A 16814-nucleotide genomic window follows, 5' to 3' on the forward strand; every position below is an offset into this window, starting at 1 on the left:
CTCACGATCCGGGGGGCTCGTCGGGCTGCTGTCCGGGGGCGGTCCACTGCGTGGGGGATGCCGGCGTCTCGCCCTCTGCGGCGGACGGCGGTGGAGTCGGTTGCGGGTACGGCGGGGGCGGTGCGTACTGTCCGTACTGCGGGGGCGGTGCGTACTGTCCGTACTGCTGCGGCGGCGGTGCGTACTGTCCGTACTGCGGCGGCGGTGCGTACTGGGGCGGAACGCCGTACGGCGGCGGAGCCGCCGCGTAGCCGTACCGGACGGGCGCGAGGCGGCCGATGCCCACCGTGTAGGGGTCGGGCAGGTTCGGGGCACCCGCATCCCGCTGCTCGACGTAGGCGAGCAGATCGAGGTCGAGACCCTCGTGACGCATGCGGCAGTCGACGTAGAGCAGCGCCGACGCCGTCGACTGCACGACCGTCGAGATCGCGGAGATGAGCAGTGTCAGCATCTGCACCGCCAGCAGGGTCACGACGAAGGCGATGATCGAGCTCGGGTCGACCGCACCGGTCGGGGCGATCACGGTCGTGAGGGCCGACCCGATCAGGCTGAACGGGATCGACACGAGCTGCGCCAGCACCTGGAAGATCACCGTGATGACGACGACCACCCCGAGCACCGGCCAGAACCGGGTGCGGGTGAGCCGCCAGGATCGCGCGATGCCGCCGCGGATCGTGGCGTGCTCGAGGATGATCGCCGACGGCGTCAGCAGGAGCTTCGTCGAGAGCCACAGCACCAGCACGATCCCGCCGATGATCAGCAGGATCGCGAACAGGATGCCCGCGACCGGCGTCGCCAGCGAGAGCAGCCCCACGAGGAGCACGCCCACGATGAATGCCGCCACGAGCGCGCCGGCCAGCAGCGCCGCGTATCCGATGAGGCGCCAGGCGACGGGGCGGACCTGTCGCCACAGCGCACCGAGGGTCAGCTTCTCGGCGAGCACCTCGTGGGCGACCTCGGTGACGACGACCGCCTGCACGATGACGCCGAGGGCGCCCGCGGCCAGCGCGAGGAGTCCGCCGACGACCGCCGTGATCGCGACGGAGCCCGCCATGATCGCGTCGAAGTCCGCGCTTCCCTCGCGAACGGTGTCGAGCCGCGAGAACAGTCCGACGGCGACGCCGGCCGTGACGACCCCGACGACGAGATACGCCACGAGCTGGACGACGAGGGCGAAGCCGAGGAGCACTCGCGGGTTCTGGCGCAGGGCGGTGAACGAGCGTCCCAGCACGGTGCCGAAGGGCAGCGGATGCAGCGGCACGATCCCTCGCCGTGGGGGCGGCGTCCACGCCGGACCCGCGTGCGGCGGCATGCCCCATGCCGGGTTCGCGGTCACTGTGCTGTCTCCATCCGACGCTGTCTCCATCCGACGGCTCGGCGCGCCGTGTGCCCATGCTGTCACAACCGGGGGGTTCCTCCCACGCTCACGCGATCCCGCGTGCGGAGCCGCCTGACCACGTGGCGGCGCTCAGCATCGCCATAGGATCATCACAGCTTGGCGGCGCCGCCTCTCGGCGCCGCCCCAGCGTCCCTCCATCACCCTCCGAGTGCCGTCGGTTAGTCTTTGGGAAGCGCCCGGGGTTGATTTTCCGCCATTCGCGGGCGCCCTCCACGTCTCAGAAGGACACACGCCGATGGCATCCCGCATCCTGGTGGTCGACGACGACACAGCTCTCGCCGAGATGATCGGCATCGTCCTGCGCACCGAAGGTTTCGAGACGTCGTTCTGCGCCGACGGCGCGCAGGCTGTGGAGGCCTTCCGCACGCAGCGGCCCGACCTCATCCTTCTCGATCTGATGTTGCCCGGCATGGACGGCATCGAGATCTGCACGCGCGTGCGCGCGGAGTCCGGCATCCCGATCATCATGCTCACCGCGCGCACCGACACCGCCGACGTCGTCCGGGGCCTGGAGTCCGGCGCCGACGACTACATCGTCAAGCCGTTCAACCCGAAGGAGCTCGTCGCCCGCATCCGCACGCGCCTGCGTCCGACCGTGGCGACCACGCGCGAGGACCTGCGCATCGGCGACCTCATGGTGGACGTCGCGGGTCACGAGGTGCGTCGCGGCGAGAGCTCCATCGCGCTGACGCCGCTCGAGTTCGAGCTGCTCGTCGCGCTCGCATCCAAGCCTCAGCAGGTGTTCTCGCGCGAGATGCTGCTCGAGCAGGTGTGGGGCTACCACTACAAGGCCGACACGCGGCTGGTGAACGTGCACGTCCAGCGTCTGCGCGCGAAGGTCGAGAAGGACCCCGACAACCCCAAGATCGTCACCACCGTGCGCGGAGTCGGCTACCGCGCCGGTGCCGTCGTGTGAGGCCCTGATGACTCCCGCGAGCGCGACCGCCGCGGCAACGCGTCCGACTGTCACGGCCTGGCGGGACTGGCGGGCCTGGCCGGAGAGCCTGACGAGCCTCTGGCGCCGGTCGCTGCGCTTCCGCACGGTGCTCGTCACGCTGGCGCTGACGGCGCTCGCGATCCTCATCGCGTGCGTGTGGATGGCTCTCGCCATCCAGAACGACCTGTTCCAGTCCCGGCTGCAGCAGGTGGAGTCCGACTCCCGCCGCGCGACCGAGGTGGCCCAGGCCACACTGGATTCCGCGGCAGCCCAAGGCGACGCCGTGCAGATCCAGAACCTCATGGACAGCGTCCGCGACAAGCTCGCGCAGCAGTCGTCGACCGACATGATCGCGGCGTTCCGCATCGGCAAGTCGACGCCGCTCGCCCCCATCGACTTCACGCAGGGCCTCGACAAGGACGTCATCTCGTCCGAGCTGCGCGCCAAGGTGCGCGCCGGCACGCAGCCGCAGTGGTGGCAGTCCGTCGCGCTGCCGGCGGACAACGGCCAGCGGGTGCCGGGGATCGTCGTCGGCCAGCAGATCGTCGTGCCCGAGGCCGGCCCCTACGAGCTGTATCTCGCGTACGACCTGGGGGGCGCGTCGCAGACGCTGTCGTTCGTCCAGGGCACCCTGTGGGTCGTCGGCATCGCCCTCATCGTGCTGATCGGTGCGATCGCGTGGTTCGTCCTGCGGTCCCTGACCGCGCCGATCGGCGCCGCGGCCGAGACGAGCGCGAAGCTCGCAGCCGGCGACTTCAGCGAGCGGCTGCCCGTGCGCGGCGAGGACGAGCTCGCCACCCTCGGCCGCTCGTTCAACGCGATGGCCGACAGCATCGAGTCGCAGATCAAGGAGCTGGCCGACCTGTCGCTCGTGCAGCAGCGGTTCGTGTCCGATGTGTCGCACGAGCTGCGGACACCGCTGACCACCATCCGGCTCGCCTCCGACATGCTCAACGACCGGCGGGACGACTTCGATCCGGCGACGGCGCGAGCCGCAGAGCTGCTGCAGGCCCAGGTGCAGCGGTTCGAGACGCTCCTGACCGACCTCCTCGAGATCAGCCGCTACGATGCCGGGTCCGTGCAGCTCGAACTCGAGCCGACGAGCCTCGCCCACCTCGCCGAGGACGTCATCGGCTCGATGAGCCAGCTCGCCGAGCAGCACGGCACGACCGTCCGCCTCGTCGCACCCGGCGGCTACTCGCCCGTCGACATGGACCCGCGCCGCATCCGTCGCATCGTCCGGAACCTCATCGGCAACGCGATCGAGCACGGCGAAGGGCGGCCGATCGTCGTCACCGTCGACAGCAACCAGCAGGCGGTCGCTCTCTCGGTGCGCGATTTCGGCCTCGGGATGACTCCAGAGCAGGCCGAGCGGGCGTTCGACAGGTTCTGGCGCGCCGACCCGTCCCGCACCCGCACGATCGGGGGCACGGGCCTCGGCCTGTCGATCTCGCTCGGGGACGCGCGCCTGCACGGCGGCACGCTCGCCGTCTGGAGTGCGCCGGGCAAGGGCTCCAACTTCGTCCTGACGCTGCCGCGCGCGGGCCAGCGTCTGGACGGCGCCATGCCGATCCCCGTGGATCCCGGCTCGGATGCGCTGTCGTCGCTCGGTACGACCCAGCCCATCGCTGCGACGTCGGGAGGCAAGTCATGAAGCGCCGGTTCGCGTTCGCCGCGGTCGTCGCGGCGCTCGCCGTCACGCTGACCGCGTGCGCGGGGCTTCCCACGAACGGCCCCGTCCTGCAGGGGCTGCCGGCGGGCGCCGCGGCCGGACCGCCCGCGGTCTCCTTCCTGCCCGACCGTCCGCAGCCCGGCGCGACCCCGCAGCAGATCGTCGAGGGCTTCATCCGCGCGGGCCAGGGATCGTCGGCCGGATGGCAGACCGCGCGGCTGTTCCTCGCCCCCTCGTTCCGCGACGCGTGGAAGCCGACCGCCGGTGTCACCGTCGATGTCTTCAAGGAGCGCTCCTACGCCCCCGACAAGACGGATGCGCCGGACAAGACCGACACGATCGACCTGACGGTGACGCCGGTCGCCAATGTCGACGAGAACGGCACCTACTCGGTCACGCCCGTGGGCGCGACGACGCTGCCTCTGTCGTTCTCGCTCGCACGACAGCGAGACGGCGAGTGGCGCATCACGAAGGCGCCCAACGGGATCATCCTCGACGAGAGCGCGTTCGAGAGCGTCTTCCACCCGTACTCCCTCATGTACTACGACCCGACGTGGACGTACCTCGTGCCCGATGTGCGCTGGTTTCCGACCACGAATGCGGCCTCGCGCATCGTGCAGGCGCTCATCCGGCAGAAGCCGAGCGTGTGGCTCGCGGGAAGCGTCGTGACGGCGTTCCCCGACAACGTCGGGGTGCAGCCCTCCGTGACGAACAGCGCGGGCACGGCACAGGTCGAGCTCACCGGCTCGCCACTGTCGGCCGAGCAGACGACGCTCGACCGCATGCTCACGCAGCTCACGCAGAGCCTGGCGACGGCAGGCTTCTCCGATGTGCGGATGTCGTTCGGGTCGACGCCGATCAACGCGTCGGTCATCCTCCCCACCACGACCCCGCCCGCGCAGCCCGTGGTGCTCACCGCGAAGGGCTTCGGGTTCTACCAGTCCGATGCTGCGGTCGATCCTCTTCCGGGTCTGGACGCCGCGGTCACCCAGCAGCAGCCGAACGCCATCGCGCTCGCCCCGGATCGGCAGAGCGCGGCGCTGCGGATCCCCAGCGGCACCGTCGGCGTCGTGCTCGCCGGTCGCGCTTTCGCCTCCCTCGACACTCGGACCGGCCTCATCGCCCCGACGATCGACGCCCGCGGATTCGTGTGGACGGTGCCCGGGGGCGATCCCACCGCCGTACGCGCCGTGAGCGCGGGCGGCAAGGGCGGCGCGGTCGCGGGCGCCTGGCCCGGCGTCTCCCGGATCAGCTCGATGCAGGTGTCCGCGGACGGCACCCGTCTCGCCGCGATCGTCGTCACCGGCGGTCAACCGGCCCTGGCGGTCGCCGGGGTCGTGCGCGACGGGTCCGGTGTCCCGGTCAAGCTCAGCGACCCCGTGATCGTCGGAACCCTCCCCGGCGACGGGCTGGATCTCGCGTGGCTCGACGACTCGACGGTCGGTGCGCTCGCGCACGACGGGGACGGCATCACCCTGGTCGAGCAGCAGGTGGGCGGCACCGCGATGCAGCTGGATGCCCCGGCGACCGCAGTCTCGCTCAGCGGGGCCTCCACCATCGCCGCGGTGCGCCTGCGGGGCGATGACGGGGCGATCTACGTGCGCCGCGGATCGAACTGGCAGCAGGTCGGAACCGGGGTGCAGGTGCTCGCGCACGTGCAGTAGTCCTCCCCATCGAGGGCGTCGTCGGGAACGATCCACCGATCGTGCGTGCGATGAGCTTCCGTATGGTGTCCGGCCGCACGCTGAACGGATGGATGCCGTCCGCAGTGCGCTCGCTGAGGCGCTCTCGCTGTTCTTCCCCGCCGACTGCGCCGGATGCGGTGAGCTCGACGTCGCACTCTGCAGTGCGTGCCGGAGCGCGCTTCATCCGCGTCCGCGCTCACGGACCCTGGCCGGCGGGCTCGAGGTCCACTCCGGGCTCGCCTTCGAGGGCGTCGCGGCCCGGGTCGTGCGAGCGCTCAAGGAGGACGGGCGCACCGGCCTCGCGCGCTCGCTGGCGCCGGCGCTGGGTGCCGCCGCGGCGGCCGCACATCCCGGATCCGTGATCGCCGTGCCCGTCCCGACGTCCCGCGCCGCCATGCGCCGACGCGGGTACCGGGTCGTGGATCTCATCGCGCAGCACGCCGGGCTGCGGGTCGAGTCCCTCCTGGTCCCCTCGCGCGCCTCGGCCGATCAGCGCGAGCTCGGACGCGACGCACGGCGCCGCAATGTCGTGGGAACAATGCGCGCACGGGATGCCGCGGGCCGCCGCATCCTCGTCGTCGACGACGTCGTCACGACCGGTGCCACGCTCGACGAGGCGATCCGGGTTCTGCGGGCGGAAGGAGCAGAAGTCGTCGGCGCGGCGGCCGTCGCCGCCGTTCCGCTGCACTACCCGGCGCGGGTGAACGCATTCTGAACTCGTACGTGACAGCCCGGTCATCCGTGTCTAGGGTGGGGGGCACAAGGCGACGAAGGTCCGCCCTTGGCCGGGGGGACCGGAACAAGGAGGTCACGGATGGATACCAGCATCGTCGGTGTGGGAGTGAGCGTTTCGGATCGCTTCCGCGGAGTCGTCGAGGAGAAGGTGGCCCGGATCGAGCACCTCGCGCCGCGCGCGCAGGGTCTCGAGGTGAAAGTCACGCACCGCGCGTATCACAACGGTCGCATGGAGGATTCGACCGTGGAGCTCACCTTGACCGGCAAGGGCCCGGTCGTGCGGGCCGAGGCGGTCGACAACGACAAGTTCACGGCCCTCGACATCGCCGTCGACAAGCTCGCCGAGCAGCTCCGGCGCGCCAAGGAGAAGCGCGTCGACGGTCGCAAACACCCTCGCGGCGCCAAGCTCGACAAGGAGAGCGGTTCCATCCACGGAGTCGACGTGCAGCCGGTCTCCGCCGACGTCCTTCGCGCCGTGGCGACCGGGGAGATCCCGATCATCACCGGCAACGAGGATGAGGAGGACTACACGCCGGTCGTCATCCGCACCAAGCGGTTCGACGCGGAGTGGATGACCGTCGAGGATGCCGTCGACCGCATGGAGCTCGTCGGGCACGACTTCTTCCTCTTCATCGACGCGCGCACCGACCACCCCAGCGTCGTCTACCGGCGCAAGGGCTGGGACTACGGCGTCATCTCGCTGACGACGATGGCGCCTCCGGAAGAGGCGCTGGTCTCCTGACCCGATCAGACGACGGTCCCCACGCCCCTCGGGGCGTGGGGACCGTCGTCGTGCGGGCGGTCAGTTGAAGATGTCGTCGATGAGGCCGCCGATGACCAGGCCGCCGAGCACCCCGCCCATGACGTCGCCCATGCCGCTGCGCGGCCGGCCGCCCCAGCCCTGCTGCGGGTACGCCCCGGGCTGGCCCCAGCCGCCGTACGGACGGGCGTCGTCGATGTCGCGCTGTGCGTACTGCAGAGCTTCGCTCGCGAGGTAGGCCACCCGGCGTGCGCCGTCGACGGCGGCGGGGCGATCGTCTTCGGCGAGCGAACGGGCCCCCGGCAGCTCTGCACGCAGCCGCTCGGCCTCGGCGAGGCGTGTGCGGGCGTCGGCGCCGATCCAGCCGCGCTGACCGGCGATGACGTCGCGCGCGACCGACAGCTGCCGGTCGGCGTCGTCGAGGGCGTGCTCGACCTGGGCGACCGTCGGCAGCGGGTTGGCGGCGCGCTCGAGAGCGGCCGCGACGGCGGCGTCCAGGGCCGTGTTCGCTTCGCGCAGCTGCGTGAGCTCGGCGAGCGGATCGCTCTTCTCGCCGGATGCCGGCAGGGCCGCGAGTGCGGCGCTCAATGCGCGCGCGGCCTCGACGACCGCCGGCGACTGCGGAGCGGTGCGCGCGCGGACGAGATCGCTACGCGAGTCGTCGATGACCGCCGCGAGGGTCGACTCGGCGCGCAGTGCCTCGACCTCGTAGGTCTCGAGGGCATCCAGCATGGCCGCGGCGCGGCGCATCGACTCGATCGCCGCCTCGAGGGCCATGTTCCCCTGCTCGCGCTGACCGGACGCGCGGCGTCGCTCGGCGATGTCGGCCCCGTGAACGGCGAAGTCCAGCAGGCGGGCGGTCTCCTCAGGCGTCTGCGCGACCTGGCGGAGGGCGTCGGGGGAGTAGCGCTCGGACAGGCGCGCGAGAGTCTCGCGCGCCGGCTCGATGCGCTCGCGGAGGACGACGGCATCCGTCCGCACGTTCGCCAGGATCTGCGGGGCGTTGCGGGCGAGCGCGATCGGCTGCGCGAGTGCGGCCGTCTTCTCGTCGAGGAGCGCTTCGGCCCACTCGCACAACTGAACGATGCGCGCGTTGCGGGTGCGCAGCTCCTCGGGCGTGTCCGGGATCTCGTCGTGGTTCAACTGATGGAGCTGGAACGCCTCGCCCATGTGCACGCGCACCGAGTCGAGCGCGGCGCGCAGGTCCGCGGTCGCGTTGTCGCCGAGCTCGGCGATCGCGAAGTCGAGCTCGTCCGACGTGAGCCGCATCCGCTCGTCGGCCTCGACGAGGCCCTTCTGCGCGCGGGCCGCCAGATCGGCGTCCGCCGCATCCTGTTCACGATTGCGCTTGCCCCAGAATCCGGCCATCCTCCGATCCTACGGTCGGTGTCCGAGCGTGCGCCCAGTGCTCGCTGAGGGCGTACCGCGCGTGCGTGCAGCCGTGCCGCCGAGGGCGGCAGCCGGGATGCGCCTGCGGATCAGTCGTCGCGGCGGGCGGAGGAGCGCGGCTTCCGGTCGTCGAAGCGGCGCGGAGCGCGGTCGTCGTCGAAGCGGCGGCGCTGGGGGCGCCCGGTATCGGGCCGAAGATCGATCAGCTGGCCCGAGATGCGCGTGTCGGCGAGCCGGTCGAGGGTGTCGCGCGACAGGTTCGCAGGCAGCTCGACGAGCGAGAAGTCGGGCTTGATGTCGATCGCGCCGAAGTCGTCGCGGCGCAGGCCGCCCTCGTTGGCGAGCGCGCCGACGATCTGACGCGGTTCGACGCGTTGGCGGCGGCCGACGGCGATGCGGTACGTCGCGAACCCCTCGCGCGGCGCACGGCGCTCGGAGCGCTCCGGCCGGCCCGCGCGCTCGAAGCGGTCGCCTCGATCCGGCCGCTCGTCGCGGTCGCGGCGCGGCTGGCGGACGGGCTCGGGCTCCGGCTCGAGGAGAAGGGGCGTCTCGCCCTGCGCCACGATGGCGAGAGCGGCTGCCACGTCGACCTCGGGCACGTCGTGGTGGCGGACGTAGTGGGCGACGATGTCGCGGAAGGCCTCGACCCGGTCCGCCTCGCCGAGCGCGGCGGTGATGCGGTCGTCGAAGCGGTTCAGTCGCGTGACATTCACCTCGTCGACGCTCGGCAGGGTCATCTCGGTGAGGTCCTGGCGGGTCGCGCGCTCGATCATCTTCACGAGCCCGCGCTCGCGCGGCGTCACGAAGCTGATCGCATCGCCGGTGCGGCCGGCGCGCCCGGTGCGGCCGATGCGGTGCACATAGGACTCGGCATCCGTCGGGATGTCGAAGTTCACGACGTGCGAGATGCGCTCGACGTCGAGCCCGCGTGCCGCGACATCCGTCGCCACGAGGATGTCGAGCTTGCCCGACTTCAGCTGGTTGACGGTCTTCTCTCGCTGCGGCTGCGCGATGTCGCCGTTGATGGCGGCGGCGGAGTACCCGCGAGCCCGCAGCTTCTCGGCGATCTCCTCGGTGACGATCTTGGTGCGTCCGAACACGATCATCCCGTCGAAGTTCTCGACCTCGAGGATCCGCGTGAGGGCATCCATCTTCTGCTGCCATTGCACGACGAGATAGCGTTGGGAGGTCTTCGAGGACGTCTGGGTCTTGCCCTTGACGATGATCTCGGCCGGGTCGTTCAGGTACTGCGTGGCCATCCGGCGGATCGCAGCCGGCATGGTGGCGGAGAACAGGGCGACCTGCTTCGTGGCGGGCGTCTCCGCGAGGATGGTCTCGACGTCTTCGGCGAAGCCCATCTTGAGCATCTCGTCGGCCTCGTCGAGAACGAGGTACTTCAGCTCGGAGAGGTCGAGCGTGCCCTTCTCGAGGTGGTCGATGATGCGGCCGGGCGTGCCGACGACGATGTGCACACCGCGTCGCAGCGCCGACAGCTGCACGCCGTAGCCCTGACCGCCGTAGACGGGGAGGACGTGCACCGACTTCAGATGCCCGGCGTACTTCTCGAACGCCTCGCAGACCTGCAGTGCGAGCTCGCGCGTCGGCGCGAGAACGAGCGCCTGCGGAGTCTTCTGCGAGAGGTCGAGTCGATCGATGATCGGCAGCGCGAACGCCGCCGTCTTGCCGGTGCCGGTCTGCGCGAGGCCGACGACATCGCGTCCGGCCAGGAGGGTGGGAATCGTCGCCGCCTGGATCGCCGACGGCGACTCGTATCCGATCTCGTGCAGAGCCTTCAGAACATGCGCGCCGAGCCCGAGGTCGGCGAATGTCGCGGACTCGGCGTCCGGCGCCGATGCGGGCGCGGCAGGTGGCACCGTGGGAGCGCCATCCGCGATCTCAGGCTCGAGCGGGGCGTCTTCGGTATCGGAGTTGTGCACAGTTCAGCGTAGCGAGGGTGGGCTGGGAAGCGACAGGATGCGCGTGCCCAGTCCGCTCAGAGGGATGCGGCGGCCGCCGGCCGCCCTCGTCGGGGACGCTCGGTCGACAGTTCGAGGGCGATCGCGTGGCGGGGATGCTGCGCCAGCCGCTGCTCGGTGTGGTCGAGCCAGCGCACCTCCGCCTCCACGGCGAAGATCATCGCGTCGACGAGGAGCGATCGGGCGAGCTCCTGCGGCCCCTCGACGCTCTCGGCGGCCGTCTCCCGGAGCGCCTGCAGCTGGGCGAGCGAAGCCCGGCGCTGCGTGCGGATCAGCTCGGCGACGTCCACCCCCGGTAGGGTCGCGGCGAGCGCCAGCTTGATCGCGAGCTCGTCGCGCGTGCCGGTGCTGCGCTCGACCGGGGAGTCCAGCCAGCCCCGCACCGCGAGGCGCCCCGCATCCGTGATCTCGACGTAGACATGCCCCTGCTCGTCGGCCGCGCCCTTCGCGACCAGACCGTCGCGTTCCAGCCGCTCGAGCGTGTTGTAGATCTGCCCGACGTTGAGCGGCCAGGTCGATCCGGTGCGGCGGTCGAACTCCGCGCGCAGCTGATAGCCGTAGCACGGCCCCTGGTCGAGGATCGCGAGGAGGCTCTGGCGCACCGACATCCGGGCTCCCGTCTGTGCATACTCGGTATCTATTTGCCGAGTATATGGATACCGGGAAACCCCTCGCGCGGCAGCCGGCGAGGGCTGACCCCTCAGCTCGTGGTGACGCGGTAATCGCCGTCGGCGCAGCCGGTGAAGCGCCACCCTCCCGGCTGCTGCTCGAGACGCGCGCCTTCGACGCCCGTCGTGTGCACCGCAGGCTTCGTCGTGCCGGGGATCCAGACATCCAGCCCGCACGTGCGCCGACTCGACGAGCCGGTGAGGAGCAGGCTCGCGCCGTCGCCGTGCAGTGTGTCGATGCGCCCGGGTGCCGACTGCGGGTAGGCGCGGCTGAGCACTCCGAGCAAGTGGCGGTTGCCGGGGGCGTCGGCGCCGGTGGCGCAGTTCTCCGGGACGAGGCCGAGCCCGACGTCGCCGATGCCGTTCTGCGGATCGCCGCACGCCTGCTTCCACACCCAGTAGGCGCTGCCGAGGGCGTGGGCATCCTCCGCCGTCGCGTATCGGTCGATGCGCGACGCGATCGACGCGTCGTCGCCCCAGTAGCCGTACTCACCGGACCACAGGGGGATGCCGTACTCGGCGGCGACGCGCTCCGCGAGGTCGAATTGCCGCTCGATGCTCACGATCGCCGGCAGCCCGAGCGAGGTGTCCATCGTGATCGACTCCGCATACAGATGGGGCGAGAAGACGATGTTGCGGTCGGAGGTGAAACCCGGACGCGGGCCGGTGTCGAATCCGAGGCCCGACCAGAGGATGCTCGGCTCGACGAAGACGATCTGCGGGGCGCCCCCCGTCCGGATCTGGCGGATCGCCGCGTCGTAGTACCTGCCCAGCTGCTGGGAGGTCGTGACGGGAGCGGTCTCGCCGAAGCCGGGCTCGTTCATGAGGTCGTACCCGGCGACGGCCGGCTCGTCCTTGAACTCGGCGGCGAGCTCGCCCCACGTGCGGGCGAGCGCGCTCTGCACGCCGTCGGTGTCGAACCAGAAGTTCTCGAAGGCGCGGTCCCCGGCGGGAGAGATGTCGCGGCCGGTGAAGGCGCAGCGCGGAGCGCCGTCCGAGATCGTCGCCCACGCGGGCGCGCCGTCGTACCCCCACATCGGGTCGGTGCCGGGCCGGCAGACGGTGCCGTCGGTGGTGGCCGCCTTCGACCAGCCGTCCTGGTGCATGTCGAGGACGACACGGATGCCGTTCTCCTTCGCCCAGGCCACGGCATCCTTCACACGCCCGAGGTAGGCGGTGTCCAACTGGCCCCGAGTCGGCTCGAGGGTCGACCACGACAGGTTCAGGCGGACGACGTCGAAGCCGTACGACGCGATGTCGGCGAAGTCCTGCTCGCTGAGCGGCCGCGTCGCCGGCACGTCCCTGCGGGGCTGGTAGAAGTCGACGAGCTGGTTCACGTTCACACCGCGCATCAGCACGTCGTTGCCGTTGCCGTCGGTGATGCGCCCGCCCTCCGCCCGCAAGAAGCCCTGCGGGATGGTCGGCTGCGGGTCCGCGGCCTGCGCGGGAGCGATCGCGGCGATCGTGCTGGCGGCGACGGCGGCCACCACCGCGAACGCGACGACGGATGCGGCGACCGATGCCGCGGCCTCGGAGCGCTCGGCGGCGCCGACCGTGACGTCCCCCGTGCGCGAGCCGCGGATGCGGTCGACGACGGCGGCGGCGACCGCCGGGATCCAGCCGATCGCCGCGCCGTACGACAAGCCGTCGGCGATGTGGACGTACGCGGCCATGAGGGGCCACATGTCGCCGCGCAGGCCGTCGTCCGCGACGAGCCCGAAGAGGGCCTGAAGGATGCCGAGCATCCCCCCGGCCACGAGGGCGCCCAGCCAGATGCCGAGGAGACCGTCGACGCGGCGACGCATCCATCGCATCGAGAGAAGAGCGGCACCGGCGAGCAGGATGACCCCCGAGATCACGGCGAACGGCCCCTGGTCGACGCGGGGTGCGGGGATCCCCGACGTGGAGGTCGCGCCGGTCCACCAGGATCCTGCGACGAGGGGAGCGAGGGCCGCGAGGAGGATGGCGTAGGGCCAGACAGTGCCCGGCGCGCGCAGTTCGACCTGGCCGCGGCGGCCGCCGGCGAGGCGCGTCGCGGCCGCGACGATGAGTGCGGCGGGGATCGCCTTGGCGGTCACGTAGCCGCCGGCCCAGCCCGAGAAGAGCGCGTCTCCGGTCATGACGAGCGCCGTCGCCGCCTGCGCGAGCAGGACGGCGAGGGTCGTACCCGCCGCCGACGTCCAGAATCGCGTGCCGGCGCGCGCGGCGCTCCACCACACGACGGCCACGAGCACCGGGAGGAAGACGACGTAGCGGGCGAGCGGCCATCCGAGCTGCGGCTGGGGTGCTCCGCCGGGCCAGCCGACGAGCGCGAGCAGTCCGGTCGGGTCGGCGACGGCCTCGATGAGGACGAGGACGAGGGCGGTGCCCACGGCGACCAGGGGCCGGCGGACCTTGTTCATGGCACTCCCATGTGCGATCTGGCGGCACCTCGCCGTGCCGGTCTTCGTCGGAGGAAGGCCCACCGCATTCGGGTGTGCGGCGGGCCTCGATGCTGCGGCGCTCCGGGTGGACAGGGCTCTCACCGCGGATTGCTACTGACAGCATGCGCAATAAGAGTGTCCGAACCAAATCCGAGCAACCCTCGGGTTCCATATGGAGCGACTGGATGCCGCATGCCGTGGCACCCGGTACCAGCCGGGTCGGTGCGAGCCTCGTCCTTCGTCCCAGCCACTGTCAAGTCACAGCCGGGTAACATGACGAGGTGTGCCCGTGATGCCCGGGCTCCGCCGGCGTGCCATTCGCGCCGAACACCCGACAGATGGAGACACTCCGTGGCGAACCCTCTCGAGAAACTGCTCCGTGCCGGTGAGGGGCGGATCCTCAGGCGGCTCGAGCAGGTGGTGAAGGCCGTCAACGCCCTCGAGGACGAGTACGGCAAGCTCACCGACGACGAGCTGCGCGGTGAGACCGAAGTGCTGCGTGCGCGCTACGAGAAGGGCGAGGATCTCGACCGCCTCATGCCGGAGGCGTTCGCCGCCGTCCGCGAGGCCGCCAAGCGCACGCTGGGCCAGCGTCCCTATGACGTGCAGATCATGGGTGGAGCGGCCCTTCATCTCGGCAACATCGCCGAGATGAAGACCGGTGAGGGCAAGACCCTCACCGCGACCTTCGCCGTGTACCTCAACGCGATCGCCGGCAAGGGCGTCCACGTCGTCACGGTCAACGACTACCTCGCGAGCTACCAGTCCGAGCTCATGGGCCGCGTGTACCGCGCGCTCGGCATGACCACCGGCACGATCATCGCCGGCCAGACGCCGGACATCCGCCGCGAGCAGTACAACGCCGACATCACCTACGGCACGAACAACGAGTTCGGCTTCGACTACCTGCGCGACAACATGGCGTGGACGAAGGACGACCTCGTGCAGCGCGGCCACTTCTTCGCGATCGTCGACGAGGTCGACTCGATCCTCATCGACGAGGCCCGCACGCCGCTGATCATCTCGGGGCCGTCGTCGGGCGAGGCGAACCGCTGGTTCACCGAGTTCGCCAAGATCGCCAAGTCCCTCGAGGCGGGCGTCGACTACGAGGTCGACGAGAAGAAGCGCACCATCGGCGTGCTCGAGCCCGGCATCGAGAAGGTCGAGGACTACCTCGGCATCGACAACCTGTACGAGTCGGCGAACACGCCGCTCATCTCGTTCCTGAACAACTCGATCAAGGCGCTCGCGCTGTTCAAGCGCGACACGGACTACGTCGTCATGAACGACGAGGTCATGATCGTCGACGAGCACACCGGCCGCATCCTCGTCGGCCGGCGCTACAACGAGGGCATCCACCAGGCCATCGAGGCCAAGGAGAACGTCCCGGTCAAGGCCGAGAACCAGACGCTCGCGACCGTCACGCTGCAGAACTACTTCCGTCTGTACGACAAGCTCGCCGGCATGACCGGTACTGCCGAGACCGAGGCGGCCGAGTTCATGTCGACGTACAAGCTGGGCGTGGTCACCATCCCGACGAACAAGCCGATGATCCGCAAGGACCAGCCCGACCTGGTCTACAAGAACGAGGCGGCCAAGTTCACGCAGGTCGTCGAGGACATCGCGGCCCGCCACGCGACGGGGCAGCCGGTGCTCGTCGGAACGGTCAGCGTCGAGAAGAGCGAGTATCTGTCTCGCCTGCTCGCGAAGAAGGGCATCAAGCACGAGGTCCTGAACGCGAAGAACCACGCGCGCGAGGCCGAGATCGTCGCCCGTGCAGGCCGCCTCGGGGCGGTCACGGTCGCGACGAACATGGCCGGTCGAGGCACGGACATCATGCTCGGCGGCAACACCGAGTTCCTCGCCGTGCAGGAGATGAAGGCCAAGGGCCTCGACCCGGTCGAGACTCCGGAGGCGTACGAGGCGGAGTGGGATGCCGTGTACGACGGCGTCCGCGAGCGCGTGTCCGTCGAGGCCGAGCAGGTCGTCGGTGCCGGCGGACTGTACGTGCTGGGCACCGAGCGCCACGAGTCGCGCCGGATCGACAACCAGCTGCGCGGCCGCTCGGGCCGCCAGGGCGACCCGGGGGAGAGCCGCTTCTACCTGTCCCTGACCGATGACCTCATGCGCCTGTTCCAGTCCGGCGCCGCCGAGGCCATCCTGCAGCGCACGAACTTCCCGGACGACGTCGCCATCGAGTCGGGCATGGTCACGCGCGCCATCAAGAGCGCGCAGAGCCAGGTCGAGGCACGGAACGCCGAGATCCGCAAGAACGTCCTCAAGTACGACGACGTCCTCAGCCGGCAGCGCGAGGCGATCTACTCCGACCGTCGCCACATCCTCGAGGGCGATGACATCGCCGACCGCGTGAACCACTTCATCGAGGACTCCATCGGCGCGATCATCGACGAGCACACCGGCAGCGGGCACACCGAGAGCTGGGACTTCGACGCCTTGTGGACCGAGCTGCGCACGCTCTATCCGGTGGGCGTGACGATCGACGAGGTCGTCGCGGAGGCCGGCACCAAGGGGCGCGTAACCCCGGAGGGCCTCAAGCGCGAGCTGCTGTCGGACGCCACGATCGCCTACCGCAAGCGCGAGGATTCGCTCGGCGAGCAGGCCATGCGCGAACTGGAGCGCCGCGTCGTGCTGCAGGTGCTCGACCGCCGCTGGCGCGACCACCTCTACGAGATGGACTACCTGAAGGACGGCATCGGCCTTCGGGCCATGGCGCAGCGCGACCCGCTGATCGAGTATCAGCGCGAGGGCTACGAGATGTTCCAGACGATGATGGGGCAGATCAAGGAGGAGTCGGTCGGCTTCCTCTACAACCTCGAGGTCGAGGTGCGCCAGGCGTCCGAGGGGGAGGAGAGCGTCGAGGCGAAGGGGCTCACCATCCCGTCGATCGAGAGCCAGCGGCTGGAGTACTCCGCGTCGAACGACAACGGCGAGGTCGAGGTGCGCAACGACCGTGGGCAGGTCCAGCAGGCGGCGACGCAGCGGATGCGCCGTGCGGCCGAGGCGGCGGCCGCGGCTCCTGCGGCCGAACCGGAGCAGCCCGCTGCACGCGGAGCCTTCGGTCAGCGCGTCGACGCGGCGCCCGACCAGGCGCCGATGAACCGCGCCCAGCGCCGCGCCGCGAACAAGTAGCCCGAGTCCGGGGCGGTCGG

11 protein-coding genes are annotated in these 16814 nt (G+C 70.6%); 6 read left to right on the top strand and 5 right to left on the bottom strand.

Annotated features, from left to right (window positions below; genetic code table 11):
- Position 1: 1 nt before the first annotated feature.
- A complete protein-coding gene (locus tag SM116_RS06050; RefSeq protein ID WP_320943559.1) occupies positions 2 to 1336 on the bottom strand; it encodes a DUF7847 domain-containing protein in 1335 nt (444 codons plus the stop codon).
- A 298-nt stretch (positions 1337 to 1634) separates the two neighbouring features.
- On the opposite strand from SM116_RS06050, the gene mtrA reads away from it, so the two are divergent.
- The 5 genes from mtrA (at position 1635) to hpf (ending at position 7170) form a co-directional block, all read left to right on the top strand.
- Positions 1635 to 2315, top strand: a complete 681-nt coding sequence (gene mtrA / locus SM116_RS06055; protein WP_320943560.1) for an MtrAB system response regulator MtrA — start codon at positions 1635 to 1637, stop codon at positions 2313 to 2315.
- Positions 2316 to 2322: 7 nt separating this feature from the next.
- Positions 2323 to 3990, top strand: coding sequence for an MtrAB system histidine kinase MtrB (mtrB, locus tag SM116_RS06060; protein ID WP_320943561.1), 1668 nt, complete (start codon positions 2323 to 2325; stop codon positions 3988 to 3990).
- Complete coding sequence (locus tag SM116_RS06065) at positions 3987 to 5672, top strand: LpqB family beta-propeller domain-containing protein (protein WP_320943562.1); 1686 nt, start codon at positions 3987 to 3989, stop codon at positions 5670 to 5672. Before mtrB ends, SM116_RS06065 begins: the two co-directional genes overlap by 4 nt.
- 88 nt (positions 5673 to 5760) lie before the next feature.
- Entirely contained in the window at positions 5761 to 6408 is a 648-nt protein-coding gene (locus SM116_RS06070) for a ComF family protein (protein ID WP_320943563.1), read from the top strand.
- Between the two features lie 99 nt (positions 6409 to 6507).
- Positions 6508 to 7170, top strand: coding sequence for a ribosome hibernation-promoting factor, HPF/YfiA family (gene hpf, locus SM116_RS06075; protein ID WP_320943564.1), 663 nt, complete (start codon positions 6508 to 6510; stop codon positions 7168 to 7170).
- 60 nt (positions 7171 to 7230) lie between these two features.
- On the opposite strand, the gene SM116_RS06080 is transcribed toward hpf, so the two are convergent.
- The 4 genes from SM116_RS06080 to SM116_RS06095 all read right to left on the bottom strand — a co-directional run bounded on the left by SM116_RS06080 (position 7231) and on the right by SM116_RS06095 (position 13623).
- The gene (locus SM116_RS06080; protein ID WP_320943565.1) at positions 7231 to 8556 is read right to left on the bottom strand and encodes a hypothetical protein; all 1326 of its coding nucleotides are present in this window, start codon (positions 8554 to 8556) and stop codon (positions 7231 to 7233) included.
- A 110-nt stretch (positions 8557 to 8666) separates the two neighbouring features.
- Complete coding sequence (locus SM116_RS06085) at positions 8667 to 10451, bottom strand: DEAD/DEAH box helicase (RefSeq protein ID WP_320944108.1); 1785 nt, start codon at positions 10449 to 10451, stop codon at positions 8667 to 8669.
- A 119-nt stretch (positions 10452 to 10570) separates the two neighbouring features.
- On the bottom strand, positions 10571 to 11161 hold the full coding sequence (locus tag SM116_RS06090; RefSeq protein ID WP_320943566.1) for a PadR family transcriptional regulator: 591 nt from the start codon (positions 11159 to 11161) through the stop codon (positions 10571 to 10573).
- Between the two features lie 92 nt (positions 11162 to 11253).
- On the bottom strand, positions 11254 to 13623 hold the full coding sequence (locus SM116_RS06095) for a cellulase family glycosylhydrolase (protein WP_320943567.1): 2370 nt from the start codon (positions 13621 to 13623) through the stop codon (positions 11254 to 11256).
- Positions 13624 to 13995: 372 nt separating this feature from the next.
- Here SM116_RS06095 and secA point away from each other — a divergent pair, with 372 nt between their 5' ends.
- Positions 13996 to 16794: a preprotein translocase subunit SecA gene (gene secA / locus SM116_RS06100; RefSeq protein ID WP_320943568.1), complete on the top strand. Its 2799-nt coding sequence runs from the start codon at positions 13996 to 13998 to the stop codon at positions 16792 to 16794.
- Positions 16795 to 16814: the final 20 nt, after the last annotated feature.

This window comes from Microbacterium rhizosphaerae, assembly GCF_034120055.1.
Taxonomy (GTDB): Bacteria; Actinomycetota; Actinomycetes; order Actinomycetales; family Microbacteriaceae; genus Microbacterium; species Microbacterium rhizosphaerae.